The following is a 25328-nucleotide window of genomic DNA, read 5'->3' as shown; positions in this document are numbered from 1 at the left end:
GCAAGGGCGTGCCCCCGAACGGGCCGCCGCCACGTTCCCCAGGGTCAGCGTGTACGCCGACTTCCGGGCCGGCGTCCCCGGGCAGAGCGGACTCGTCCTGCCCATCGAGTGGGGCTCTCACCGGACGCGGTCGGGCAGATGCTCGTGAAGGGCGTCAGCGCGTGCCGCGGGCCTCAGCGCGGGGCGCCGTACCACTGCCACGAGGTCCGGCGGGGCAGACCCGTGAGGTTGGTGCGGCCGGTGCTCCACAGCAGGGTGTCCGCGGCGGTGTGACCCTCCGGCGCCTCCGGGAACAGGCGCGCTACGGCTGCCGCGCTCGCCGCCTCCGGCGGGGTCCAGTCCAGCCCGAGCCCCTGGGTGATGTCGTGGGTGTGCATGGAGAGTTCGACGATCCCCATCGCGGCGAAACCGGCCGGGTCGGAGTTCCCCCACGGATGCCAGGCCCGCACCTCCGGGCCCGTGCCGCGGACCGTCGTGGTCAGCAGCTTCGACGCGATGCCGATGCCCTCCAGACAGCCACTCACGGGGGCCTGCGGGTCGAGGGAGGCCAACAGGGTGATGAAACGGTCGGTGGGCCGGGCGATCAGCAGGCCCGCGTAGCCGACCAGCCCGAGGGCGAGGTGGTCGAGGGTCTCCCGGCAGCTCCACTCCAGGCCGCCCGCGGGACGGGACCAGTCGGCGTCCGTCCCTCGCTCCAGCACGGCGAGGCACGCCTCGGCGGTTTCCGACAGCAGCCGGGGCCAGTCCGCGGGAGCCTCCGTCGAAGCCTGCTTCCCCCGCCCGTCCACGTGCCCGTCCCCACGCTCGTCCCCACGCTCGTCCCTGTGCTCGTCCTCGTGTCCGTTCATGGCGCTGTTCCCCCGTCGTCGGTCGGTTGTCGCTGACCTCCTCACGCTCGCAGCCCGCCCGCATACCGGGACAGTGACAGCGCTGACGGCGAACACCAATTTCCTGCCGCACCCTGCCCCTGCCCCGACTCCCGCAGCCGCCTCTCGCGGCCCGCGACCCGCCGGACGTGCCCAACTCCACCGAAAACCGGCTCCGTTCGGCGCTCAGTGGTCCGCTCGGCGCCCCGGGCTCGCGACGCGTGCCTTCCGTGCGATCTTCCGTAACATCGTTGCCATGGCTGCTGGTTCGGTCGCCGTCATCGTCCCCACGTGGCTGCGCGCCCCGTCCTGGGACCTGTACGAAGTGAGCATCCCCTGCACCGTCTTCGGGCCCATGCAGGCCGACCTCGCCGACCCCTGGTACGCGTTGAGACTCTGCGCCGACGGCGACCCCATCGCACCCACCGAGCCCTCCGCGTCCGGCGATCCCGCACCGATGGGCCTGACGCTGTCCACCCCCTACACGTTGGACGACGTGGCCGGAGCCGACACCGTCATCGTGCCCTCCGTCCCCGACGCCTGCGTCGCGGAGGGCAAGCCCCTGCCGGAGCGGCTCACCGCCGCCCTACGCGCGGCCCACGCCGCCGACGCCCGGATCGTGTCGCTGTGCACCGGTGCCTTCGCCCTCGCCGAGGCGGGGCTGCTCGACGGCCGCCGCGCCACCGCCCACTGGTCCCACGTGGCGCAACTCGCCCAGCGCTACCCGAACGTGGAGGTGGACGGCGCGGTGCTCTACGTCGACGAGGGCGACATCCTCACCAGTGCGGGCGTCAACGCCGGCCTCGACCTCTGCCTGCACCTCGTCCGCCGCGACCTCGGCGCCCGGGTCGCCAACCAGCTGGCCCGGCGGATGGTGGTACCCGCCCACCGCGCGGGCGGGCAGGCCCAGTTCGTCGAGCAGGCCGTGCCTCCGACCGACGACGGCAGCCTCACCCCCGTACTGGAGTGGGCTCGCACCCGCCTCGACGCGCCGCTGACCACCAAGGACCTGGCCCGGCGTGCCGCGACGAGCCCCCGCACCCTCCACCGCCGACTGCTCGCGGCAACCGGCACCACCCCGCACCAGTGGCTGCTGGCCCAGCGCCTGGACCGCGCCCGGACGCTGCTGGAGACGACCGACCTGCCCGTCGAACGGATCGGTGAGCTCAGCGGGCTGGGCACGGCCAACAACCTGCGCCACCACTTCCTGCGCCGTCTCGGCGTCTCGCCGAGCGCCTACCGCCGCGCCTTTCCCCGGAAGTGACCGCGCCCGCCGGACCACGGTGACGGCGGAGGTGACCGGCAAGGGTGCGAGCCCGACCGCGGTGGCCGGGGACATCGACTTGGTGACGAGTGCGCAATAAAACCGCCCCTGCCCGTCCGATGCGACGCAGTATGGAGCGACCGTACGAGTACGACTCAACGCCAGGGGGCAGTTCACGTGACGCCGACAGGAACGGGCGGGCCGGTGGGCACGCCGACGCCGACACGGCACCCGCACCCATATCCGCACCCGCAGTCGCGGTGGGTGCCGCGTCGGCAGCTGGGCGCCTATCTGGCCGCGGGGTTGCTGCTGACCATGTTCGGCCGCCTGATCGTGACCTGGATCGCTTTCGGCTTCGGCTTCGTGGACACCAGTGTCGGCGAGTTCCTCCAGGCGGTGCTGTTCGACCGCTCCATCGTGGTGGAGCAGGAACTGCTCGCCGAGCACCAGTGGGCGCTCACCGTGGCGCTGCTGGTGGTCGGTCTCCTCGCCCTGCTCGGGCGGCGCGTGGCCAGGGGCGGCGCGCTGCTGCTCGCCTTCCTCATGGCGGCCATCGCCCTGCGCGAGCTGGTCGGTCTCGCCACCGACGAGCGTTTCCGCGACTGGTACGTGGGGAGCAACGGTCTGGCCGGGCAGATCATCGGCACCTGGGTGATGGCGCTGCTGATCGCCGTCGGCGTGCTGGTCCTGATGCTGCGGGCCGGGGACCGGCCGGCACCAGGGGCGCCTGCCGCCGCCCGGGGGCCCGGAGCCGCCCGGTACACCGTCGTCGGCGTGCTGCTGATCGTCCTGTGCCTCGCCGAAGTGGGCTGGATCATCAGGACGCTCGCCGACGGTGTCGATGCCGGGGACTACTTCCTGGGGCTGGTGGACGCCTCGGTTGACACGTACGGCAACCAGATCGCGGGCAGTTGGGCGTTCTTCGGGTTCGCCTACGCCGTGGCCCTGCTCGTCACGGGCCTGCTCGCGCTGCTGCGTCGGCCCGTGGTGCGCGGCGCGGCCCTGACGCTGGCGGGCACCCTGCTCTACTTCCAGCTGCGCTTCGTCGTCAACACGACGTTCGCCGAGTCCCTGTTCGACGACGCGCAGTGGCCGCATCCCACGTGGAGCATGCAGACCGACCACCTGGAGGGCTGGCTGCGCATCCTCACCATGGTGGGCGGCGCCGTGCTCGCGGCGGTCGTCATCGCCCTCGTGCTGGGTGCGCCGGAGCGTGACCGGGCCGGCACGGAGGCGGTCGTCCCGCCGGGCGCGATGCCGCGGTGGCCCGCCCCTCCCGCCCAGCCGGCACCCGGCACGGGGCCCACGCCGCCGAGCGCGCTGCTGACCGCCCCGCCGAACCTCCCGCCTCCCCCCGCCGCCCCTCCGCGTTAGCCCCCGGCTCCGGCACCGTCTCCACGGCGGTTCAGAGCCCCGTGCGCATCGGGCTGATCCCCCGCGCGAACGTCCCCGGCTCCCGGCGGGACCTCTACCGGGTGCGGGAGGGGTCCGAGGGCCCCTCACCTCAGCCCGGGAACCGCGCCAGGGGACGTCCCGCAGGGCTGTCCCCTGGCGCGGCGTCCCGGCAGGTCAGCGCCCGGGACGTCCCGCGTGTACCTCACTTCCCCGGAGATCGTTGCGGCCCCCGGTCCCGGCCCCGCAGCCTGGTTGCCGAGCTGTCCGAGAAGCCGTCGCCCTCGGCACGGCTGACTCCCGGAACCAGGAGAACCATGAACCTCCGCGCCAAGACCGCGTCCGTCCTCGGGGCGGCGGCCGTCGCCGCCGCCTCCCTCGTCGTCGTCCCCGCCGGCACCGCACACGCCGCGTACCCGACGTGCAACAGCAACAAGAACCTGGACACGAGTTACGGAAACGTCCGCCAGCCCTACTACACCGGTACCGGCTCCCGGAACTGCGTCCTGGGCGTCGGCGACGACTCCATCGCCGTCACCCGCCTCCAGATCGTCCTGCGGGACTGCTACGGCCGGAACATCACCGCCGACAGCCAGTACGGCAAGAACACCCGCGACGCCGTGGCGTACGTCCAGAACTACGAAGGCGTCCCCGCCGACGGGACCTACGGTCCGCTGACCCGTAAGGCGATGAAGTGGAAGACGAGCTACGGCAGCTGCGTCCGCCTGGGCATCTGACGCTCCGGTAGCACCCGGCCCTCCGACGGTCCCGGACCGGGGCTGGGCACAGCAGCGTTACCCGGTGAGGGGCGGCCCTACGCAGGCCGCCCCTCACCGGCGAAACCCCGTGCCGACGATCACCGGCTTCCGTTCCGGCCTATCTGCCCGCAGAACTCACGTGCGCCAGCCCTGTCGGCCGACTCCTCGCCGGACCTCGCTGCCGACTCGTCTCCGGCTTCGGCGTGTGACCCCTCCCTTCAGGGGCGGCGGGCTCGGGCTGAGGGGCACGTGGTGTGGGTGAGGAACGCCGTCCAGGCGGCCGGCGTCAGGTGGACCGACGGGCCGTCCGCGCGCTTCGAGTCCCGCACGGCCACCACCGACGGGATGTTCACGGCCACGTCCACCCACTGCGAGTCCGGCTGTCCGCCGCTGTAGCTCGACTTGTGGAACTCGAAGTCGGACACGCGCTCACAACTCCTTACGGATGTCATCGATCAGGGACAGGGAATCGCTTGGGGCGAGTGCTTGCCTCGCGGTGCGATCGAAGAACGTGCGGTACGTCGAAGGGGGGCGTCGTCCCGCTCACCGGGGGCAAGACGGTGTGGGCCGAACTCGCCCTGGGGTGAGCGGGGCGGACGTCAGACCAGGCGGCGGGCCGTGGCCCAGCGGGTGAGTTCGTGGCGGTTGGAGAGCTGGAGCTTGCGCAGGACCGCCGAGACGTGGGACTCCACGGTCTTGATGGAGATGAACAGCTGCTTGGCGATCTCCTTGTAGGCGTAGCCGCGGGCGATGAGCCGCAGGACCTCGCGCTCGCGCTGGGTGAGCCGGTCGAGGTCCTCGTCGACGGGCGTGGCGTCGGAGGAGGCGAAGGCGTCGAGGACGAAGCCGGCGAGCCGTGGGGAGAAGACGGCGTCCCCGTCGGCGACCCGGAAGATCGCGTTCACCAGGTCGGCACCGGTGATCGTCTTCGTGACGTAGCCGCGGGCACCGCCCCGGATGACGCCGATGACGTCCTCGGCGGCGTCGGACACGGACAGGGCGAGGAAGCGCACCGGCTGGTCGATCGCGCCCATGAGGGAGGCGCTGCGGCGCAGGACCTCCACCCCGCCGCCGCCGGGCAGGTGGACGTCCAGCAGAACGACGTCCGGGCGGGTGGCGGTGATGACGGAGACCGCCTGGTCCACGTCACCGGCCTCGCCGACGACCTCCACGCCCGTCGTCGCCGTCTCGCCGATCTCGGCCTGGACGCCCGCGCGGAACATGCGGTGGTCGTCGACGAGGACGACCCGCACCCGGCGCCGTTCCGCCTCCGCCGGTTCGCCGGACGCCTGCCCCGGTGCCGTCTCGCCGCTCATGCTGTCTCCGCCCTCTCCATCTCCAGCTCCACTTCGGTGCCCTCGCCGGGCGCGGTACGGATGCGCGCCGTGCCGCCGTTGCGCTCCATACGGCCGATGACGGACTCGCGCACGCCCATCCGGTCCGCGGGTACGGCGTCCAGGTCGAACCCGGGGCCACGGTCCCGCACGGAGACGAAGACGGTGCGCCCCTCCACCTCGGCGAACACCTGGACCGCGCCGCCCTCGCCACCGTACTTGGCCGCGTTGACCATCGCCTCGCGGGCGGCCTGCACCAGCGCCGACAGCTTCTCGTCGCAGGGGCAGTCGCCCACGCAGACGACCTCGACCGGGACCCCGTGGTGGTCCTCCACCTCGGCCGCCGTCTTCTTCACCGCCTCGGCGAGGGTCCGCGGCGTCTCCGGCTCCTCCTCGGCGCCCGCCCGCGGCGCGCCCCGGTACAGCCACTCCCGCAGCTCCCGCTCCTGGGCCCGGGCGAGCCGGGCGACCTCGCGCGCGCTGTCGGCGTTGCGCTGGATCAGGGTGAGGGTGTGCAGCACCGAGTCGTGGACGTGGGCCGCGACCTCGGCCCGCTCCTGCGCCCGGATGCGCATCGTCCGCTCCTCCGAGAGGTCCTGGGTGATCCGGACGAGGTAGGGCCCGGCCAGCAGCGCGATACCCACCAGGACGGCCAGCGAAGCCTGGAGCACCGCACCGAACTGCTCGGCCGACCCCTGGATGACGACGAACCCCGTCACCCCGACGCCGACGAGCACCATGCCCGCCGCGCTGCGCGCGATCGGCAGGAGCCGGTGCCGTCGGCCGACCTCCTCCCAGTGCGCCCGTCGCGCGTTGTCGGCCTGCCGCCACACGACGGCCACACCGATACCCATGATGACCAGCGGCCACAGATAGGCGTTGGCTCGGCCGAACTGGAGGTTCGCCCCGAGGGCCAGCAGCGCCGCGAACATCACCAGGACGGCGGAGATCTGGCCCCGGTCCGGACGCCGCAGCCACCGCCGCGCGCCGGGCACGCCCGGCTGTCTGTCGGCCTCGACTCCGCCCGCCCCGAGCGGGACGACGAACCAGAACACCGCGTACAGCAGCGCGCCCAGCCCGCTGGTGAAGAACAGCAGCAGGAAGACGATGCGCACCCACAGCACGGGCAGCGCCAGGTGCCCGGCCAGCCCGCGTGCCACGCCCCCCAGCCAGTTCCCCTCCGAGCTGCGGTAGAGCTTGCGCAGGGGAGGGTCCTCGGCGGGGGCGGGCGCGACGCTGGTCATGGTGCGATCGTCACACGCGGCACGGGACGCGGGCATCAGGGTTGTCCCCGACCGTGCCCCCGAGCCGTGATCTCAGGGGCACCTCCGGGACAGCCCCGGATGCCGCGCCCGGCGACGACGGGCGACGATGGGGCGCATGGTGAGTGACGAGGACGGGCAGGCCGGGCCGCGGTCCGTGCCGGGCCCGGGGTCCGGCACGGCCGGCGGCCCGGGATCCGGGGCGGGTGGCCCGGGCGAGGTCCGTACGGGCGGCCCGGGCGCGTCCGGCGCGGACGGTGGCAGGCCCACACGGCCGGAGCGGAGCAGGCGCACGAAGGTTGTCGCCGGGGTGTGCGGGGGCATCGCCCGCCACTACGACGTCGACCCGGTGATCCTGCGGGTGCCGCTCGCCGTCCTCTCCGCCATCGGCGGCCTCGGCCTGCTGCTGTACGGCTTCGCTTGGCTGCTGCTGCCCCTGGAGGGGGAGGACGAGAACGAGGCGAAGCGGCTGCTGTCCGGGCGGGTCGAGGGCCCCGGCCTCGCGGCCGTGCTCTTCACCCTGGCCGGCAGCGGCTTGATGCTCTCCTCCCTGGGCAACAACGGGCGGAGCATGTCGTTCTCGATCCTGGTGCTCGCGGCGGTCGCGGCGGGGGTCCACTGGTCGCAGCGGCGGCGTCGGCAGGACGCGCCGCGCGAGGCGGAGCCCGGCCACGCCGACGTCGGACCCCAGGCGCCACCGGAGGCGCAGGCGCCGCCGGTACCACACGCCCCCTCGTGGTGGCGCGAACCGCTCACCAAGGACCCGAACGCGCAGGATTCCGGGTATCTGTGGGGCCCGGCCGACGCCTACCCGCAGGGCCGCGAGCCCGCCCCGGTCGGCGGCGCCCCCACCGCCGGGCACGGCGACCACGCGTGGCCCGGCCCTGTCCCCGGCTTCGCTCCCCCCGGCTCCGGCCCGCCCGGCGCCGGTCCGCCGGTCCGGCGCGGGTGGCGCGACTGGCGGCTGGGCTGGGCGATCGTCCCGGCCGCCGCACTCGCGGGCTGGATCGGCGTGGCCGCGGCCTGGGACAGCGACTCCCTGTCCACCGCGCTGGTGACGGGGCTGGCCTGCGCGCTCGCCGTGCTGGGACTCGGCCTCGCGGTGGGCTCGTTCGTCGGGCGCGTGGGCGCCGGCACGGTCATGGTGGCCGTCATGACCGCCGGTCTGCTGACGGGTTCCGCGGCCCTGCCGGACGACCTGTCCACGTCCTGGAGCAGTACCCGGTGGGCGCCGGCGACGGCGGCCGACGTCCGGCCCGCCTACGACCTCGGCAGCGGTGAGGGCGTGCTGGACCTCTCCGGTCTGGACCTCGCCGAGGACCAGACCGTCAGCAGCGAGCTGAGCGCCGGGGTGGGCGAGCTGCGCGTCATCGTGCCCGAGAACGCCAGGCTGGTGCTCGACCTGGACATCGTGGTGGGCGAGTACCGGCTGACCGGCGGGAGCTTCGACGGCGACGGGGGCAGCGGGAAGGGCGGCGGCGTCGGCCTCACCGAGACCGTCACCGTGGAGCCGCGCGGTGACGCCGAGCCGAGAGGCACCATCCACCTGGGGGTGGATCTGGTGCTCGGCGAGGTGGTGGTGGACCAGGCGATCGTCGAACCCGCCCCCGCGCCGCAGCCCTCCGAGAAGCCCGCCGACCAGGCCCTGGGACGGACCGACAGGGAAGGAGCGAGGCTGTGAACCATCCTGCGGCCCAGCCCGCGAACACCTCCGCGAACACCTCCGCGGACCATCCCGCCGAACGGCGCCGTTTCGAGCCGGCCAAACTGGTGCTCGGCCTCTCCCTGCTCGCGCTGGCCGTGGGCTACCTGCTGAGGGAACACGGCAGCCTGGACGTTTCCGCGCGGGTGCTCGCCGTCCTGCTGCCGTGCGCGCTGCTGCTGACCCTGCTGGTCGCCGGGCTCGCCCTGCTCGTGCGCCGCGCACGACGACGCCGGGCGGACGCCCGGGGCCGGTCCGGGGGCCGGCAGGGCTGAGGCCACGCCTGGCCGCCGACGGGGGTGTGGCGGCGGGCGGGCTGTGGGACCGTGGAGCGCACTGGTCTGGACCTTGTTGGAGGGTGTGGGCATGCGCGGAACGACGGTGTTACCCGGCTCGGGGGACGAGGAGGAGGCGGCGTTCCCCACGCACCGGCTGGCCGTTCCGATGCCGAACGTCCTGCCCTTCGCGGTCGGCACGTTCGACACCATCGGGCCGATGTCACGGGCCGTGTTCCCGCACCGCCACACGTTCTACGAGATCCTGCACGTCACCGGCGGCACGGGCCGGCACGTCATCGACCTGACCCCGTGGGAGCTGCGGCCACCCCACCTGGGGGTCATCGTGCCGGGGCAGGTGCACCACTGGGAGGACGCCGTCGGCCTGGACGGTGCGGTCGTCCTGTTCACCGAGGACTTCCTGCTGGACCACCCCGGCGACGCGGATGCCCTGCGCCGGCTGGGCGAGCGGCCGTGGCTGCGTCTGGACGAACACGAACACCGGCGCGTCGGACGGCTGGTGGCGGAGCTGGACGAGGAGTACCGGCGCGGCGCCGAGGGGTTCGCGAGCGTGCTGGCCGCTCTGCTGCACGTACTGGTCGTCCGGGCCGCCCGGCTCGGGGCGGGGGAGAGCCGGGCGGCCGGGGGTGGCCGTACGCGCGCGGTGGCCGAGGAGTTCCTGCGGCTGCTGCGCCGCAACGAGCCGGCGCTGTGGTCGGTGGGCGTCTGCGCGGACCGGATCGGGGTCACGCCGGGCTATCTCGCCGAGGTGGTCAAGGCGGCCACCGGCAGGACGCCGGGCGGCCTCGTGCGGGAGGCGCGCGTCCACGAGGCGAAGCGGCTACTGGCCCGGACGGACCTGACCGTGCGGCAGGTGGCGGCCCGGGTGGGACTGGCCGACGCCGCGTACTTCTGCCGCTTCTTCCGGCGGGAGACGGGGATCAGCCCGGGCGACTTCCGGCGCGGCGTCGATATTCACCACGACCACCGCATCGAGTCCATCGCCCGCCCCGCACGGCCTGCGTAGTTTCGTTGCCGGACCAGCACCCCCCACCACCCACTGGAGCTGACATGGACGGCGAAGACCGCACCGAACCGCGCGGGACCGCGGGCCACCCGAGCCGGAAGACGGTGCTGCGTGCCGCTCTGGCGGTCGGCGTGGCCGCACCCGCGGTGCTGGCGGGCGCCCCGGCGCTCGCCCGGAGCCTCAGCGCCGGCGAGGGCGACCCCGAGCTGACACCGATGTGCGATGACGGTGACGATCCCACGCCCCCGCAGATGGAGGGCCCCTACTTCAGGCCGAACTCGCCCCGCCGTACCTCGCTCCTGGAGCCGGGCACGCCCGGGGTCCGGCTCACGGTGACGGGCTACGTCTTCGGGCTGGCCTGCCGGCCCGTCCCGGGCGCCCTCCTCGACTTCTGGCAGGCGGACACCAACGGCGCCTACGACAACGCGGGATACCGCTTCCGGGGCCACCAGTTCACCGACGACCGGGGCACCTTCACCCTGACGACGGTCGTGCCCGGCCTCTACCCGGGGCGGACGCGGCACCTGCACGTGAAGGTGCAGGCGCCGGGCCGCCCGATTTTGACGACGCAGCTCTACTTTCCCGGTGAGCCGCGCAACCGGACCGACTCCCTGTACGATCCCCGGCTGCTGATGGCCGTCCGGGACACAGGCGGAGCGAGGGCGGCCGACTTCGACTTCGTCCTCGACGTTCCGCAGTCCCCGGACCCGACGGATCCGCCGACCGATCCGCCCGGCGGCACGACGTGGCGGGCGGGCACGGCGTACCGCGCGGGGGACCGCGTCACCTATGGCGGCACCGGCTACGTCTGCCTGCAGGCCCACACCGCGATGGCCGGCTGGGAACCGCCCCACGTCCCCGCCCTCTGGCGCACGGCCTGACAGTCGGAGCGAGCGGCTGCGCCGCCGGGTTCCCGTCCCCGGGAGGCCGCCCGCCGGGGCCTTCTCAACGCGGCGCGGGGTAGCCCCGGCGGCGGTGCACTACCGAACCGTGGCCGCCCCCGGCCCGGGGCCCGCCCCCGTCGGCCGGGGCCGCTAACGTGGGCGCATGGGAGACGCGCGAACGTCCGGTCCGGCCCGGGGGAAGGGGCGGGTGGACGCGGTGGAGGAGGGGCCCGGGGCCGTGGGGCGGCGGGTACACCGCCTGCGCACGGAACGGGGGCTCACGCAGCGTCAGGTGGCGGAGCCGGTGTACACGGCCGCCTACATCTCCACCGTCGAGTCGGGAAGGGTGCAGCCCTCGGAGAAGGCGCTGCGCCACATCGCGGAGCGGCTGGGCACGACACCGGAGGAGTTGAGCAGCGGTCGCCCGGCCCACCTGGCGACGGAGCTGCGGCTGCGGCTCGCGGAGGCCCAGCGCGCTCTGGCCACGGCGGACCCGCGGGAGGCCGCGGAGCGGTACGCGGACGTCGAACGGGACGCCCGGGCGCACGGGCTGGCGGCCGAGTTGGCCGCGGCGCGGGTGGGGCAGGGCCAGTGCGCGGTCGAGGCGGGTGAACTCGACCTGGCGCGCGGTTTCTTCGAGGAGGCCGAGACGGTCCTGGTGGAGTCGGGGGCCACGCTCCCCCAGCGCGTGCCCGCCCTGCGCGGCCGGGCCCTGACGCACCTGCTGGCCGGGGAACTGCGCTACGCCTGCTACCTGCTGGAGACGGCGCTCGACGAGCTCAACTCCTCGGGGTTGACCGACCCCGAGGCGCTGGTCCTGCTGTACTCCGCGATCATCGCGCCGTACATGGACCTGGGGGCGCACGCCCGGGCGGCGCAGGCCGCCGAGCTGGCCCTGGCGCTGTCCTCGGAGGTCTCGGACCCGGCGCTGGTGGCGCGGTTGCACCGGACGGTCGCCCGCACGTTCCTCGCTGAGGGGCGGGTGGCGGAGGCCGACGCCGCGCTGGTGAAGGCCGCCGATGCCTACCGGCAGTTGCAGATCAGCCCGGAGCTGGCGCACTGCCACTGGATGCGCGGCTACGTCTTCGCGCAGTCCGGTGATCTCGCCCGGGCCGAGGACGCCTATCGGACGGCCCGCGACATGCTCGCCTCGCGCCGGGCGGGGCTCTACACCCACCAGGTCGGCGTCGAGCTGGCGGACGTGCTGCACCGGCGGGGCAAGGACGCGGAGGCCAAGGCGCTGCTGGACGAGCTCCTCGCCGGTTTCGGCACGGGCCGGGGCGCCGTGCACGAGGCGGGTGCGCACCGGCTGCTCGGCCGCATCGCGGAGCGGCGGGAGGACGTCGAGGGGGCGGAGCGGCACTACGTCACCGCGCTGAGTCTGCTGGAACGCGCGGGCGCGGCCGGGGACCTGGCGGACGTCTGCCGCCTGCTGGGGGACCTGTTCCGGCGCACGGGCCGCCCCGAGGCGGCCCTGGACGCCTACCGGACGGGCCTGGGCCACCGGGCGGCGCCGGGAACCACGACCCTGGGCCCGGCACCGGTCAGGCCCTTCTGACCGTCCGCGCCGAAGCGGCGTGCCGGAGAGACCGATTGAGCATGCGCTGATGTCTTGTCAGGGACGCGTCGCGTCGCTAACTTAAATGGCCACGCGAGTCTAGTTAACTCCGCATTTAACTCGCCTCTGTGCCACCGCGCCCGCCTCCGGTACGGCCCGGCGCGCACCACACCGCACCCCCCACGAGGAGACGTTCATGCGTCGACGCCGTTCCGCACTCCTTGCCCTGGCCGCCCTCTGCGCCGCGTCCCTGACCGCCCTGCCCTCCGGAGCGGCCGTCGCCGGTCCGCCACCCCCCGGCGAGTGGCGGGAGGTCTTCTCGCCCGACGGTTCCATCACCCGCGTCCACATACCCGTGCGGGCCGAGCAGGCGCCCGACGCCCGCGAGCGGGAGGCGGCGGCCGCCGCCGAGGTGATCCCCATCAGGGAGACCGGGCCCTCCGACCGCCGCTTCGACGTGGTCGTCGTCGGTGACGGCTACACCGCCGCGGAATCGGCGACGCTGCGGCGCCACGCCGAGGAGAAGTGGGCCGAGATCGCCGCGACCGCCCCCTGGAACCGGTACGAGGACGGCGTGAACGTGTGGTTGGTGAACGTCGTCTCCCGGGAGTCGGGTGTCGATCACGACCCGCGGTGGGGCGTGTACCGCGACACCGCCCTCGACATGCACTTCTTCTGCGGCGGCATCGAACGCCTGCTGTGCCTGAACGAGTCGAAGGCCCAGGCGTACGCCGCGCAGGCGCCGGAGGCGGACGCCGTCATCGCCGTCGGGAACACCACCAAGTACGGCGGCGCCGGATACCCGAGCCTCGCCACCGTCGCCGGCGGCAACGACCAGGCCGGGCGCATCGCCATCCACGAACTCGGCCACTCCGTGGGTGGCCTGGCGGACGAGTACTACACCCCCGGCACGACCTACACCGGTGGCGAACCGTCCGCGCCCAACGTCACCCGGAACCCGAACGGCGGGAAGTGGTCCGACTACCACGGGCGGACGACGCCGGACGGCGGCGTGATCGGAGCCTTCCAGGGCGGCCATTACCACGAGTACGGCATCTACCGGCCCTCGCAGGACTCGTTGATGCGCAACATCAACAAGCCGTTCAACCTCGTCGGCCTCGACGTCATGGACCGCGCCATCAGCGCCGAGATCAGCGGCCTCCCCGGCGCCGACTGCACCGGCCACGCGCACACCCGGACCGGCAGCCTGCCCGCCGGCGGCTCGGCCGACCAGCCCGACGGCGGCTACTTCGGCGCGGCGGCGGGTACTCACCGCGCGTGCCTGCGCGCCCCCGAGAGCAGCCGGTTCGCCCTGTCCCTGCTGCGCTGGGACGGCGGCGCCTGGCGGACGGTGGCCACCGCCGACGCCGACGGCAGGCTGGAGCACACCGGCGCCCGGGGCTACTACGCCTACCGCGTCCGCGCCGCGTCGGGCTCCGGCGCCTACACGCTGGGGTACGACGTTCCCTGAGCGCCGCGGCGGTTCACCGAACCCCCGTGACGGGCGGAGAGCGGCCGGGTCCCGGGAGGGCCGGGCGCCGGGAGGGGGCGGGTCGTGTGACGGCCCTCGCCTCTCCCGGTGCCCTCGGCCGCCCGAGCCTCACCCGAAGAGCTGGCCGCCGTTGCGCCTGCGGCGCCTGGCCAGCGCGGCGTCCAGCGAGTACGTCGGGGTCCCCGCCATGATCAGCGGCACCCAGGCCATCAGGTAGGGCAGGTCCTGGCTGTAGTAGTAGGGGCCCACGCTCCAGCTGATGGTCAGCCAGAAGGAGAGGGAGATCAGCGCGCCGCCCAGCGCCGCGAGTCGTCCCAGCAGCCCGAGGAGCGTACCGAGGCCCACCGCCAGCTCGCCGAAGGCGATCGCGTAGCCGAAGCCCTCCGGGCTCGCCAGCGCCATGTCGAGCAGCCAGGGCGCCGCCGCGTCGGTGATGGAGAGCAACAGCGGTTCCATCGACCCGGGGAAGTCCGGATCGGTCAGTTTGTCGAGCCCGGCGTAGACGAAGGTCACGCCGAGGAAGACGCGCAAGGGCAGCAGGGCGTACCGCGCCGCCGTCTCCCGCAGGCCCCCGGGCTCCGCGACCCGCGCGTGCATCCCTGGACGATTCTCGAAGGCCATCGCGCCGCCTGCCCTCCTGTTCGCGGACGCCGTCGTCCGCGGTCCGGCCGCTTGACGCCGATTGTCCTGCTCAAGCCTCTGTCCGGCCATACGTGCGGCACCGCCGTCGTGTTCAGCCGCGGTGGAGGCCGATTCCGGGGGCGGGCGTGGGGGTGCGTGATTTCCAGGCGGATGGGGTGTCGGATCAGTATCACGGTGCTGAGCAGCGGTGGAACAAGGCGGCGAGCGAGGTGCGTTCGATCGTGCGGTTGCTGAAGTCGACGTTGGAGAAGAACGACGGGACGGCGGCGCAGACGTTGCAGCGGGCCAAGGCCGCGGTGGACGGTGTCGGCTGATGACGGGCTGGGACCTGAGCGTCCCGAAGGGCACGCCGGCGCTGAGGGTGGAGAAGGTGTCGGCGTTCGGCGCGGGCGAGCGTGAGCTGCTGCTCGGGCGCGGCACGAGCTACAGGGTCACCCGCGTGGTCATGCACAATGGGCAATGGCAGCTTTACGGAGAGATCCTGCGGAAGTAACCGATCGGGCTGGTGGAACACACATGGGCAGCGAGAGTCATCTGACACCCCGCATGAGCGAGGACCTCCGGCCGGATCTGGTCGGCGGCTCGGAGGACTACGGCTACGTCGCGGAGGGGCCCGTCAGCTATGTCGCGATCGGCGCCGAGGACGGCGTGCTGGGCTACCTCTGGGCGTCCGACGCCGAGGACGCCGCCGGGTTCGAGCCCCTTGGGGACGCGGGGGACGTGGCGTTCAACGCCGCGGTGGCCTGGGCGCAGGCGCTGAGGGAGTGCCGGGCGAAGGGGCTGTCGCCGTTGCGGGCCCTGGGCGAACTGGTCGAGGAGGCGGGGGACGACGCCATCGGCCGCGCCGTCCCCGGCACCCGGGCGGAGGCCACCCTGAAGGCCCTGCGCGAGGCCCCGTAGGCTCCGGCGTCCTCGGCGTCCTCGGCGCCGTCGCCCTCGTCGCACCCCCCGTCGCGGCCGTCGTCGGTCAGGCGGGGCGGGTCGCGGCGGCGAAGGGCATCGAGTCGACGGGGGCGACCGTCACCGTCGATCCCGGGCGGGGCGCGTGGATCATCTGGCCGTTGCCGATGTAGAGGCCGACGTGGCTGAGGCCCTGGTAGAAGAAGACGAGGTCGCCCGGGGCCAGTTCGGCGCGGGACACCCGTCGGCCGGCGTCGACCTGGGTGTACGTCGTGCGGGGCAGCGAGACGCCCGCCGCCCGCCAGGCGGCCTGGGTGAGGCCGGAGCAGTCGTAGGAGCCCGGGCCCGTCGCACCCCAGACGTAGGGCTTGCCGATCGCGTCGCGGGCGAACGCGATGGCCTGGGCAGCCCGTCCGCTCGCTGCCGGGACGGGGGTCGCCGGGGCCGGTGCCCCGGGTGAGGGCCGTGCGCCCCGGTCGGCCCGGCCGTCCTCGCCGCCCCGGTCACCCTCGGTGCGTTCCCCAGGGGCGCGTTCCTCGGGGGTGAGCTGCTTCAGTAACCGTTCGGCCTTCGCCAGCTTCCCGCGCGCCGTCTCCTTGTGCCGACGGGCCTCGCGTTCGGCCGCGCGGACCTCGTCCGCCCGCTCGGCGCCCTCGCGCCGGAGCTGTGTGCTCTCCCGGAGCCGTCCGCGCAACTGCCGCAGGGTCCGGCTCTGGCGCAGCCCGGCGCGCTCCCGGGTGGCGGCGTGGCGTAGGAAGTCCTCGGGGTCACTGGCCAGGGCCAGTTGGGCCGGGGTTGCGGCCTGGCCGTTGCGGTACTGGGTGGTGGCGTGGGAGCCGAGGGTGTCGCGGGCGGCGTTCACCCGTGCCGCCGTGCGGGCGGACCGGTCCTGGAGGGCGGTGAGGCGCCGCTCCGCCTTGCGGGAACGTTCCTTCGCCGCGTGGTGCAACTCGCCCGCCGCCTCCGCGTCCCGCTGTAGGCGGTCCACCTCGGCGCGCACCTGGCGGGCGTCGGGGCGGGGAGCGGCGAGCGCGCCGCCCGCGCCTGACACGGCGGCCGTGGCCGTCGCCGCGCCCGCCAGGGCGAGGCTCGCCCACGCCCTCGTTCCCGGTCCCCGCACCGAGCGGGTCCACGCACTGCGGTCCTTGCGATGTGCTGCCATGGGCCCGGACGCTAGGGCTCCACGGCCCCCGCGGACCCGGCGATGACCGGCACTGTCCGCATTCGGTTCACTGTCGACCGAGTCTGCCGACGGAGCGTGCGGACGGCACCGCTCCGCGTCGGCCCCTGATCGTTCCGGGCCCGACGGCCGCGGGCCCGACGGTTTCCGCCGGGGCGAGGGTTCCGGCCCTGTGTGCCGAGCCCGACCTCCCCACCGCCGCCCGAAGCGCCGCCGGTTACCCTCCGGTCATGGACGTCCTGATCAATGTCTTCGTCGCCCTCCACGTCATCGGCATCGCCGCGCTGCTCGGTGGCTTCCTCTTCCAGACGAAGGCCATGCGCGCGGGCGAGGCGCGGATGCTGCCGGGCATGCTGCACGGCGCCCTGACCATGCTCGTCACCGGCATCTGCCTCGTCGGCCTGAACCAGGCCGAGGACCACGAGGTGAACAACCTCAAGATCGGGATCAAGCTCGCGCTGCTCGTCGTGATCCTCGGCCTCGTCTACGTCAAGCGCGACGACGCGAGGGTGCCCGCGTCCGTCATGGGCACCGTCGGCCTGCTCACCGTGGTCAACATCTTCATCGCGACCCTCTGGACCTGAGCCCCTACACGTCGCGCCCGCGGCGCCGGAACAGCTCCCAGCGGTTGGGGTAGCGGACCCGGACGTCGCCGAGCGCCGTCGAGCCGGTCAGCACCACGGTCGGCGCCCCGGGCGTGGGCGGGTCCACGGCGCGGTTGCGCAGCGACCCCACGTACACCCGCATCCCCTGCGTGCGCACCGACCAGCCCCGGGGGACGACGACCGTGACGTTGCCCATGGCGGCCTTCACCTCAAGGGACACTTCGGAGACGCGGCAGACGGCCTCGCTGAAGTCGATGCGGATGTTGCCCATCCTGGAGGCGGCGGAGATCTGCCGTGGGACCTCCCAGTGCCCGGCGTGGACGATGTCCCCCGCGCCCGTCCGCAGGACCAGGGGCTCGGCGGGCGCCCCGGGGAAGCGGCCGTCCGCCGGGAGGTCGTCGGTCAGCGGCGCCAGCTCGCCGTAGGTCTTCGCCGTGTAGGCCCGCTCCAGCCGCTCCTCCAGCTCCGGGAGGTCGATGCGCCCCTCCCCGGCAGCCTCGCGCAGCACCTCCGCGACCGCCTCCCGGTCCGCGTCCGAGGCGCGCAGCTGCTGTGCGTCCCCGGAGCCGTCGGGGCGGGGAACGGGCGCTCGGGAGGCGTCGGTCATACCGGTCAGTGTAGGAGTGGGGAACCGGCCGTTGGCCGTCGGCGGCAGACCCTAGACTCGGTAGGCGATGAGCAGCCTCTTCGACGACAGCTTCCTGGCCGACCTCGAACCGCCCCGGGACGACGAGCCGCCGCCCCCGGCCGAGGGCGGCTTCGGCGTGCCCGGCCAGCCGGGCGACGTCACCGGGGAGGTGGCGGAGGAGGTGCCGGACGGCCTGTTCACCGGTGCCTACGCGGGCGGGCGCGGCCCCGACGCGCACTACCGCGACGGGGCGCCGCGTCCCGTCATCGACCTCGAGGCGCTGCTGACCGGGCTGAACGAGCAGCAGCGCGCCGCGGTCGTGCACAGCGGCGGTCCGCTGCTCATCGTCGCCGGTGCCGGCTCCGGCAAGACGCGGGTGCTCACCCACCGCATCGCCTATCTGCTCGGGGCCCGCAAGGTGCATCCGGGCTCGATCCTCGCCATCACCTTCACCAACAAGGCCGCCGGCGAGATGAAGGAGCGGGTCGAGGAGCTCGTCGGGCCGCGCGCCGGGGCGATGTGGGTGTCCACGTTCCACAGCGCGTGCGTGCGCATCCTGCGCCGGGAGAGCAAGAAGCTCGGCTTCACCTCCTCCTTCTCCATCTACGACGCCGCCGACTCCAAGCGCCTCATGGCCCTCGTCTGCCGTGATCTCGACCTCGACCCGAAGCGGTACCCGCCCAAGTCGTTCAGCGCGAAGGTCTCCAACCTGAAGAACGAGCTGATCGACGAGGAGGACTTCGCGGGGCAGGCGACCGACCACTTCGAGAAGACGCTCGCCGAGGCGTACACGCTGTACCAGGCGCGGCTGCGCGAGGCCAACGCGCTGGACTTCGACGACATCATCATGACGACGGTGCACCTGCTCCAGGCGTTCCCCGACGTCGCCGAGCACTACCGCAGGCGCTTCCGGCACGTCCTCGTCGACGAGTACCAGGACACCAACCACGCCCAGTACACGCTGGTCAGGGAGCTGGTCGGGGTCGGCGCCCCGGAGCCCGCCCGGGAGGGCGAGGACGGGAGCGCGGACGGGGTCGGCGACGTGGACGGGGCACGGGCCGTCGAGCGTGGCGAGCTGTGCGTCGTCGGCGACGCCGACCAGTCGATCTACGCCTTCCGGGGCGCCACCATCCGCAACATCCTCCAGTTCGAGGAGGACTACCCGGACGCGACGACGATCCTGCTGGAGCAGAACTACCGCTCCACTCAGACGATCCTCTCCGCCGCCAACGCCGTCATCGAGCGCAACGAGAACCGTCGCCCGAAGAACCTGTGGACGCAGGCCGGGTCCGGCTCCCGCATCACCGGTTACGTCGCGGACAGCGAGCACGACGAGGCCCAGTTCGTCGCCGACGAGATCGACCGGCTGACGGACGAGGGCACGGCGAGCCCGGGCGACGTCGCCGTCTTCTACCGCACCAACGCCCAGTCCCGGGTCTTCGAAGAGGTCTTCATCCGGGTCGGGCTCCCCTACAAGGTCGTCGGCGGGGTGCGCTTCTATGAGCGCAAGGAGGTCCGGGACGTCCTGGCCTACCTGCGGGTCCTGGCGAACCCGGAGGACTCCGTCCCGCTGCGCCGTATCCTCAACGTGCCCAAGCGCGGCATCGGCGACCGCGCCGAGGCGATGATCGAGGCCCTGGCCTCCCGGGAGAGGATCGGCTTCCCGCAGGCCCTGCGCCGGGTGGACGAGGCGTACGGCATGGCGGCCCGCTCGGTGAACGCCGTCAAGCGCTTCAACACGCTGATGGAGGAGCTGCACACCGTCGTCGAGTCCGGTGCCGGACCGGCCACCGTGCTGGAGGCCGTCCTCGAACGGACGGGTTATCTGGCCGAGTTGCAGTCGTCGAACGACCCGCAGGACGAGACGCGGGTGGAGAACCTCCAGGAACTCGCCGCCGTGGCGCTGGAGTTCGAGCAGGCCCGCAGCGAGGACGAGCCCGGGACGCTGGCCGACTTCCTGGAGCAGGTCGCCCTCGTCGCCGACTCCGACCAGATCCCCGACGAGGACGAGCGGGAGGAGGGCAACGGCGTCATCACGCTGATGACCCTGCACACGGCGAAGGGCCTGGAGTTCCCCGTCGTCTTCCTCACCGGGATGGAGGACGGCGTCTTCCCGCACATGCGGGCTCTGGGCCAGGTCAAGGAGCTGGAGGAGGAACGGCGGCTGGCCTACGTCGGCATCACCCGGGCCCGCGAGCGGCTCTACGTCAGCCGGGCCACGATGCGCAGCGCTTGGGGGCAGCCCGCGTACAACCCGCCCTCCCGCTTCCTGGAGGAGATCCCCGCCGACCACCTGGACTGGCGGCGCCTCGGAGGCGGCCCCGGCGGCACCGCCTCGGCGAGCGTCGCGCGGCTGGCCTCGTCCTCGTCCGCCGCCTCGGCGCGGCGGGACGGCTCCGGCTTCGCCACCCGCCGCGTCCAGGAACGGCCGGTCGTCTCCCTGGCCGCGGGGGACCGGGTCACGCACGACAGCTTCGGGCTCGGCACCGTGGTGTCCGTCGAAGGCAGCGGAGACCGCGCGCAGGCGACGATCGACTTCGGGGACGCCAAGCCGAAGCGGCTGCTGCTGCGCTACGCGCCGGTGGAGAAGCTCTAGGACCTGCTCTGGGCCCAAGTCTGGTCATGCGCGGCCCCGGCGGGAAGGGCCGGACCGGGCCCAGGCCGTGGCTACGTCGGGTCGAGGCCCTTGGCGCGGAACCAGGCCACCGGGTCCACCGCCGAGCCGCCGCCTGGCCGCACCTCGAAGTGCAGGTGCGGGCCGGTGGAGTTGCCGGAGTTGCCCGCGTAACCGATGGTGTCGCCCGCCTTGACCTGCCCGGAGCGGATACGGGTGCTGCTCAGGTGGCAGTACCACGTCTCGGTGCCGTCCGGCGCCGTCAGGATGATCATGTTGCCGTAGGCGAGATCCCACTTGGTGGTGATCGTCCCGTCGGTCGCCGCCTTGACCGGAGTGCCGTAGCCGACGGGGAAGTCCACACCCGTGTGGACGGAGATCCAGTTGAGGCCCGCCTGGCCGAAGTACGCACTCAGCCCGCGCTGGTCCACCGGCAGGGCGAACTTGGGCCGCAGCGCCTCGCGCCGGGCGGCCTCCTCGGCCTTGCGCTTGCGCGCGGCCTCCTCCCGGGCCTTCAGGTCGATGCGCTCCTGGGTACGGCTCGCGCGGTCGCCGAAGTCCCGGGCTTCGGCGGAGAGGCCGGCGAGCTGGGTGTCCAGCTTGTTGTTGACGGCCACGGCCTCCGCGCTGCCCGTGTCCGGGGCGGCCTGCGCCGGGTTCTCCTCCGGGGTGTCGGCGACGCCGCTGACGGAGGCCGCGGAGATCCCGGCCACGCCCATGACGGCGACGGAGGGCACCGCGACGGTCAGCAGGGCCGAGCGCTTGGGCTTCGCCGCACGGCGGCGTCCGGCCCGGGTGGACGCCACGGGCTCCTCCGGCACCGTCGCCGTGTCCTCGGAGTACCCGTCGCCCTCGGCGTACGCCGTGTCCTCGGGGTACGCGGTGTCCTCGGGGTACCCGCCACCTTCGGGGTACGCGACGTCCTCGGCGTACCCACCGTCGTCATCGCGGTCCTCCGCGGTGTCCGCGGTGTCCGTGGTGTCCGTGGAGTCCGTGGAGTCCCAGGCGTCGTGGGGGCGCTGGACCCCCTCGTCTCCCTCGGGTCCGGCCGTCGCCTCGGCCGTTCCGGTGTCCGCCGGCTCGGGGGAGTACCCGGAGGCGTTCCAGGCCACCCCCTCGCCGTCGGCCCATCCGTGGTCCGGCTGGGACGGCACGGAGTGCAGCGGATGCTCCACCGCGCCCCAAGGGTCGGCCGCTCCGAGGCCGTGGGCGGCACCGGAGTCGTCGTAGGTTCCGCCGGTGTCGTAGGCGCCGGAGGAGAATCCGCCGGTGTCGTAACCGGCGGCCTGGGAAAAGCTGTTGCTCCCGGGATCGGAAGAGTGGAAGCTGCTCGCGTCCATGCCGACGCCGTAGCCGTCGGTGCCGTAGCCCGTGGCGAAGTCGGTGCCGTAGCCGTCCGTTCCGTAGGCCGAGCCGTCGTAAGCGGTGCCGCCGAACGGGATGTTGGCCTGCTCGTAGCCATGGTGGCCGGCGAGGCCGGCGGGCTGCTCGCCATAGCCGGGGTAGCCCATGGTCCCGTGGCCGTCGCCCGGCAGGGCGCCGAAGAGCGGGTCGGCCTGCTGGTAACCGGAGGCGGTGTCGGTGACGCTGCCGCCGTAGTCGGCGGCCTGCCCGTAGGGGTCCTCGTATCCGGCGTACCCGGTGTGGGGTGAATGCTCGGAGAACCCGGAGCCGACGGGAGTCGTCAGATCCGACGGGGGACGGTCGTTCACCACCAACTTCTCTTTCGCCTCGGAGACGGGGGCTGCCAGAGCAGTGTCGGCGACTGTACCGGGCGCGTCGTGACGTCGACAATGTTCGGCAGGTTTTGAGCTGGCCAAGAACGGGCAACGGTCCGTCCGTTTGGCGTACTACGAACCGGTAACGGGGGGCTCGTTCGAGCCTCATGTTCGGTTTCACGCCACTTCACGGTCGCGGTTTCTTCACCTTTCTCGGCGCCACCACCACCGCGGGTTCACGCGACGTCGACCGATTCCGCCCGCTTCGCGGCATCGGCATCCACCCCGGCCAGCTCGGTACGGACCTGCGCGATGACGGCCGGGTGCACCGGCAGCGCCAGATGGCCCACCCCCCGTACCCGCACACCGCGGCACCGCAGGTCGGGGTGGTCCAGCCGGGCCGTCTCGCGGGGCACCATGAGGGGGTCGCTGTCGCTCCAGAAGCTGACGAACAGCGTCCGGCAGCCCGGCGCCGGGCCGGCCAGCTCGGTCAGGACCTCCGAGCCCGGCCGCAGCTGCCGGATCAGCGGAGGCGCGGCCACGGGCGGCACCGCGCGCGTGCCCGCATGCGGGGTGCCCAGGGTGACGAGCGTGCGCACCCGGGCGTCACCGCCCTGCCGCTGTACGTGGTACCGGGCGATCAGCCCACCCAGGCTGTGCCCGACGACGTCCACCCGCCGGTGCCCGGTCCGCGCCCGCAGTTCCTCGATCCGCTCACCGAGCGTCTCCGCCGCGGCGCGGACGTCCCGCGTCAGCGGCGAGTAGTTGACGCAGGCGACCTCCGGCCTGCCGTGCCGCCGCAGCGCACGCCGCAGCAGGGTGAAGACGGAGCGGTTGTCGATCAGGCCGTGGAGCAGCAGCACCGGAGGCGGCCCGGGGAGCTCCGGTCCGGCGGGCCCGGCGGAGGCGGAGCCGGGGCGCTCGGGCCGCACTCCGGTGGGGTAGAGCGCCAGGCGCCCGGTCAGCACAGCCGCCTCGACGACCGCCGTACGCAGCGGGCCGGACACGGCCGACAGCCCGGAAACGCCGGGCAGCCCGGAGACCCCGCGGAGGGCGGAGATCCCGGAGAGGGGGGAGAGCCTGGTCAGCGCGGAGGCGCCCGGAAGTGCTGACGGAATCGGTCGTCGCATCGTGGCTCACCCCCGTCGCCGCGGCCGCCCGACCGGCCCGCGGCCGGTGCGGCGTACCGGCGGGTGCCGCCGCCGCGGACTCCGTGCGACGCTCTGTGTCTCCCCGCTCACGGACCTGTGACGGGTGTGGTGGTGGAGTCGCTCTCCCATTGTGTGATTTCCCCCTCCCCCCGCACCATGAAACGAGCGGGTGCGCGATGCTGGGGAGATAACGTTCGTTCACACCGGCACCCCGAGCGGCGGAGCCGGAGCCGCGATCAATGACGATGGAGGCAGTGATGGGTGTGTCGGGTCCGATCCGCGTGGTGGTCGCCAAGCCGGGCCTCGACGGCCACGACCGGGGCGCGAAGGTCATCGCCCGCGCGCTGCGGGACGCGGGCATGGAGGTCATCTACACCGGGCTGCACCAGACGCCCGAGCAGATCGTTGCCACCGCGATCCAGGAGGACGCGGACGCCATCGGCCTGTCCATCCTCTCCGGAGCCCACAACACCCTCTTCGCCAAGGTGCTGGAGCTGCTCGACGAGCGGGATGCGGGGGACATCAAGGTCTTCGGCGGAGGCATCATCCCCGAGGACGACATCGAGCCGCTGAGGGCCAAGGGCGTGGCGGCCGTCTTCACTCCCGGCGCCACGACGTCGGAGATCGTGGACTGGGTGCGCTCCAACATCCGGTCCGTCGCCGCCTGAGCACCCGGCAGCCCGGCGGTGCTGAGGGCGGCGGGCGGCCGCCCGCCGCCCTCAGCCCACCAGCTCCTCGTGCATGGCCGCCCGGACGGTCAACGTCGAGACCAGCCGCTGGAACGCCTCGGCCCAGTAGCCACCCGCGCCCGGCGCCTCGGCGCCCGACTCCTCCGGCAGCGCCGCCAGCGGGGCTATCCGGTCGGCCTGGGCCGGATCGAGGCAGCGCTCGGCCAGCCCCATCACCCCGCTGAAACTCCACGGGTAACTCCCGGCGTCCCGCGCGATCTCCAGCGCGTCGACGACCGCCCCGCCCAGCTCGGGCGACCACGGCACGGCACACGTGCCGAGCAGCCGGAACGCCTCGGACAGACCGTGTGCCGCGATGAAAGCCGCCGACCAGTCGGCCCGTTCGGACGACGGCAGCACCGTCAGCAGCCGGGCCGGATCGCCCGGCCCCTCGGCCGCCGGGGCCGTCGGCGCTCCGACGAGCGCCCGCGCCCACGCCTCGTCCCGCTGCCGCACGGCCGCCCGCGCCCAGGCCGCGTGCAGATCGTCCCGCCAGCCGTCCGCGACCGGCAGCGCCACGATCTCCTGTGGCCGCAGCCCGCCCAGATGCGCCGACCAGCACGCGAGCGGCGCCGCCTCGACCACCTGGCTCAGCCACCACATCCGCTCCCCGCGGCCCGAGGGCGGCTTCGGCGTGATCCCGTCCCGCTGCATCGCCGCATCACACGCGTGCGGCGCCTCGACGGCGAGGCCGCCCCCGGAACCGGAGCACCCGCTGCGATCCAGATGCACACAGGCCCGGGCCCGCTCCGCCATCCGGCCTGCCAGCGCGGAGCCCGGCAGCGCCGACAGCAACTCCGCCGCCATCGACCGCACCGTGCGGCTGCGGTCCGTCAGCGTCCGCTCCAGGAACTCCTCGTCCGCCGGGGCCAGGCCCTCCCGCAGCGTGTCGAGGAACATCAGCCGGTCCTCGGCGCGCTCGGCGGACCAGGTGCTCGCCAGCAGGCTCCGGGCCGCTGCCGGATCGTGCCGACGCAGCGCGCCCAGCAGCGCCGCCCGCTCCGCGAACAGCCCCTCCTCCCACAGCGAGCGCACGGCCTCGGCGTTCTCGGGCGCCACGGGAGCCGCCGCCGTCCCGGTGCGCAGGGCGAATCTCCAGTCCGGATTCAGCCGGGCCAGCCACAGCGCCCGGGGGCCGGCGAAAGCCAGCGCGTCAGCGCGCAGGTCCGTGCGGGCCCGAGCGGCGTCCAGCAGCGCCGGCAGCTGGGCGGCCGGGGCCCGGTAGCCGCGGGCGTTGGCCGCGGCGAGCCACTGCGGCAGCAGTTCGGCCAGGTCCGGCCCGGCGCCGCGCCGTCCCGCGCCCCCGCCCGGCTCGGCGCGCCCCGCCAGCAGGAGGGCCAGACGCCGG

At 73.7% G+C, this 25328-nt stretch carries 25 protein-coding genes; 15 read left to right on the top strand and 10 right to left on the bottom strand.

Annotated elements, in window-relative coordinates; all coding sequences use genetic code 11:
• Positions 1-173: 173 nt before the first annotated feature.
• Complete coding sequence (locus HPT28_RS07775) at positions 174-848, bottom strand: maleylpyruvate isomerase N-terminal domain-containing protein (protein ID WP_257578226.1); 675 nt, start codon at positions 846-848, stop codon at positions 174-176.
• Between the two features lie 274 nt (positions 849-1122).
• Here HPT28_RS07775 and HPT28_RS07770 point away from each other — a divergent pair, with 274 nt between their 5' ends.
• The 3 genes from HPT28_RS07770 (at position 1123) to HPT28_RS07760 (ending at position 4259) form a co-directional block, all read left to right on the top strand.
• Positions 1123-2130, top strand: coding sequence for a GlxA family transcriptional regulator (locus HPT28_RS07770; RefSeq protein ID WP_219090216.1), 1008 nt, complete (start codon positions 1123-1125; stop codon positions 2128-2130).
• Between the two features lie 264 nt (positions 2131-2394).
• Complete coding sequence (locus HPT28_RS07765) at positions 2395-3504, top strand: hypothetical protein (RefSeq protein WP_219090215.1); 1110 nt, start codon at positions 2395-2397, stop codon at positions 3502-3504.
• Between the two features lie 335 nt (positions 3505-3839).
• Positions 3840-4259 carry a peptidoglycan-binding domain-containing protein gene (locus tag HPT28_RS07760; RefSeq protein WP_219090214.1) on the top strand — a complete coding sequence of 140 codons (420 nt, stop codon included), beginning with the start codon at positions 3840-3842 and terminating at the stop codon, positions 4257-4259.
• 239 nt (positions 4260-4498) lie between these two features.
• Here HPT28_RS07760 and HPT28_RS07755 read toward each other — a convergent pair whose 3' ends face one another.
• The 3 genes from HPT28_RS07755 to HPT28_RS07745 all read right to left on the bottom strand — a co-directional run bounded on the left by HPT28_RS07755 (position 4499) and on the right by HPT28_RS07745 (position 6858).
• Positions 4499-4705 (bottom strand): DUF397 domain-containing protein, encoded by a 207-nt coding sequence (locus HPT28_RS07755; protein ID WP_219090213.1) that lies wholly within the window; start codon positions 4703-4705, stop codon positions 4499-4501.
• A gap of 174 nt (positions 4706-4879) precedes the next feature.
• Positions 4880-5596, bottom strand: a complete 717-nt coding sequence (locus HPT28_RS07750; RefSeq protein ID WP_219090212.1) for a response regulator transcription factor — start codon at positions 5594-5596, stop codon at positions 4880-4882.
• On the bottom strand, positions 5593-6858 hold the full coding sequence (locus HPT28_RS07745; RefSeq protein ID WP_219090211.1) for an ATP-binding protein: 1266 nt from the start codon (positions 6856-6858) through the stop codon (positions 5593-5595). Before HPT28_RS07745 ends, HPT28_RS07750 begins: the two co-directional genes overlap by 4 nt.
• 136 nt (positions 6859-6994) lie before the next feature.
• On the opposite strand from HPT28_RS07745, the gene HPT28_RS07740 reads away from it, so the two are divergent.
• The 6 genes from HPT28_RS07740 to HPT28_RS07715 all read left to right on the top strand — a co-directional run bounded on the left by HPT28_RS07740 (position 6995) and on the right by HPT28_RS07715 (position 13793).
• The gene (locus tag HPT28_RS07740; RefSeq protein WP_219090210.1) at positions 6995-8557 is read left to right on the top strand and encodes a PspC domain-containing protein; all 1563 of its coding nucleotides are present in this window, start codon (positions 6995-6997) and stop codon (positions 8555-8557) included.
• Complete coding sequence (locus tag HPT28_RS07735) at positions 8554-8853, top strand: hypothetical protein (protein ID WP_219090209.1); 300 nt, start codon at positions 8554-8556, stop codon at positions 8851-8853. The genes HPT28_RS07740 and HPT28_RS07735 overlap by 4 nt, the downstream gene beginning before the upstream one ends.
• A gap of 91 nt (positions 8854-8944) precedes the next feature.
• On the top strand, positions 8945-9880 hold the full coding sequence (locus HPT28_RS07730; protein WP_219090208.1) for an AraC family transcriptional regulator: 936 nt from the start codon (positions 8945-8947) through the stop codon (positions 9878-9880).
• 44 nt (positions 9881-9924) lie between these two features.
• Positions 9925-10761, top strand: coding sequence for a carbohydrate-binding protein (locus HPT28_RS07725; protein ID WP_219090207.1), 837 nt, complete (start codon positions 9925-9927; stop codon positions 10759-10761).
• Between the two features lie 166 nt (positions 10762-10927).
• Entirely contained in the window at positions 10928-12322 is a 1395-nt protein-coding gene (locus tag HPT28_RS07720) for a helix-turn-helix domain-containing protein (protein ID WP_219090206.1), read from the top strand.
• A 196-nt stretch (positions 12323-12518) separates the two neighbouring features.
• Entirely contained in the window at positions 12519-13793 is a 1275-nt protein-coding gene (locus tag HPT28_RS07715; protein WP_219090205.1) for a M64 family metallopeptidase, read from the top strand.
• 129 nt (positions 13794-13922) lie between these two features.
• Here the strand turns inward: HPT28_RS07715 and HPT28_RS07710 are convergent, their stop codons facing one another.
• Positions 13923-14411: a DoxX family membrane protein gene (locus tag HPT28_RS07710; RefSeq protein ID WP_219090204.1), complete on the bottom strand. Its 489-nt coding sequence runs from the start codon at positions 14409-14411 to the stop codon at positions 13923-13925.
• A gap of 176 nt (positions 14412-14587) precedes the next feature.
• Between HPT28_RS07710 and HPT28_RS07705 the strand changes: the two genes are divergently transcribed.
• Genes HPT28_RS07705 through HPT28_RS07695 form a run of 3 tightly spaced genes read left to right on the top strand, consistent with a single transcriptional unit; the run spans position 14588 to position 15356 of the window.
• Entirely contained in the window at positions 14588-14770 is a 183-nt protein-coding gene (locus HPT28_RS07705) for a hypothetical protein (RefSeq protein ID WP_374226934.1), read from the top strand.
• Entirely contained in the window at positions 14770-14949 is a 180-nt protein-coding gene (locus tag HPT28_RS07700; protein WP_219090203.1) for an ADP-ribosyltransferase, read from the top strand. The genes HPT28_RS07705 and HPT28_RS07700 overlap by 1 nt, the downstream gene beginning before the upstream one ends.
• A 23-nt stretch (positions 14950-14972) precedes the next feature.
• The gene (locus tag HPT28_RS07695) at positions 14973-15356 is read left to right on the top strand and encodes a hypothetical protein (RefSeq protein WP_219090202.1); all 384 of its coding nucleotides are present in this window, start codon (positions 14973-14975) and stop codon (positions 15354-15356) included.
• Between the two features lie 67 nt (positions 15357-15423).
• Here the strand turns inward: HPT28_RS07695 and HPT28_RS07690 are convergent, their stop codons facing one another.
• On the bottom strand, positions 15424-16518 hold the full coding sequence (locus HPT28_RS07690) for a C40 family peptidase (RefSeq protein WP_219090201.1): 1095 nt from the start codon (positions 16516-16518) through the stop codon (positions 15424-15426).
• 248 nt (positions 16519-16766) lie between these two features.
• Between HPT28_RS07690 and HPT28_RS07685 the strand changes: the two genes are divergently transcribed.
• A complete protein-coding gene (locus HPT28_RS07685; protein WP_219090200.1) occupies positions 16767-17120 on the top strand; it encodes a hypothetical protein in 354 nt (117 codons plus the stop codon).
• Positions 17121-17124: 4 nt separating this feature from the next.
• Here the strand turns inward: HPT28_RS07685 and HPT28_RS07680 are convergent, their stop codons facing one another.
• On the bottom strand, positions 17125-17748 hold the full coding sequence (locus HPT28_RS07680) for a DUF1707 domain-containing protein (protein WP_257578224.1): 624 nt from the start codon (positions 17746-17748) through the stop codon (positions 17125-17127).
• Between the two features lie 67 nt (positions 17749-17815).
• Here HPT28_RS07680 and pcrA point away from each other — a divergent pair, with 67 nt between their 5' ends.
• Positions 17816-20365 (top strand): DNA helicase PcrA, encoded by a 2550-nt coding sequence (pcrA, locus tag HPT28_RS07675; protein ID WP_219090199.1) that lies wholly within the window; start codon positions 17816-17818, stop codon positions 20363-20365.
• Between the two features lie 71 nt (positions 20366-20436).
• Here the strand turns inward: pcrA and HPT28_RS07670 are convergent, their stop codons facing one another.
• Positions 20437-22095, bottom strand: coding sequence for a M23 family metallopeptidase (locus HPT28_RS07670; RefSeq protein ID WP_308119123.1), 1659 nt, complete (start codon positions 22093-22095; stop codon positions 20437-20439).
• A 242-nt stretch (positions 22096-22337) separates the two neighbouring features.
• A complete protein-coding gene (locus tag HPT28_RS07665; protein ID WP_219090198.1) occupies positions 22338-23231 on the bottom strand; it encodes a triacylglycerol lipase in 894 nt (297 codons plus the stop codon).
• A gap of 278 nt (positions 23232-23509) precedes the next feature.
• On the opposite strand from HPT28_RS07665, the gene HPT28_RS07660 reads away from it, so the two are divergent.
• Positions 23510-23920 (top strand): cobalamin B12-binding domain-containing protein, encoded by a 411-nt coding sequence (locus HPT28_RS07660; protein ID WP_219090197.1) that lies wholly within the window; start codon positions 23510-23512, stop codon positions 23918-23920.
• Positions 23921-23971: 51 nt separating this feature from the next.
• Here the strand turns inward: HPT28_RS07660 and HPT28_RS07655 are convergent.
• Positions 23972-25328: DUF5691 domain-containing protein (locus tag HPT28_RS07655; RefSeq protein ID WP_257578223.1), on the bottom strand; the 1357-nt coding region annotated here is incomplete at its 5' end.

This window comes from Streptomyces sp. JJ38 (assembly GCF_019303475.1).
Classification (GTDB): domain Bacteria; phylum Actinomycetota; class Actinomycetes; order Streptomycetales; family Streptomycetaceae; genus Streptomyces.
This window is presented reverse-complemented; position numbering and strand designations above follow the sequence as displayed.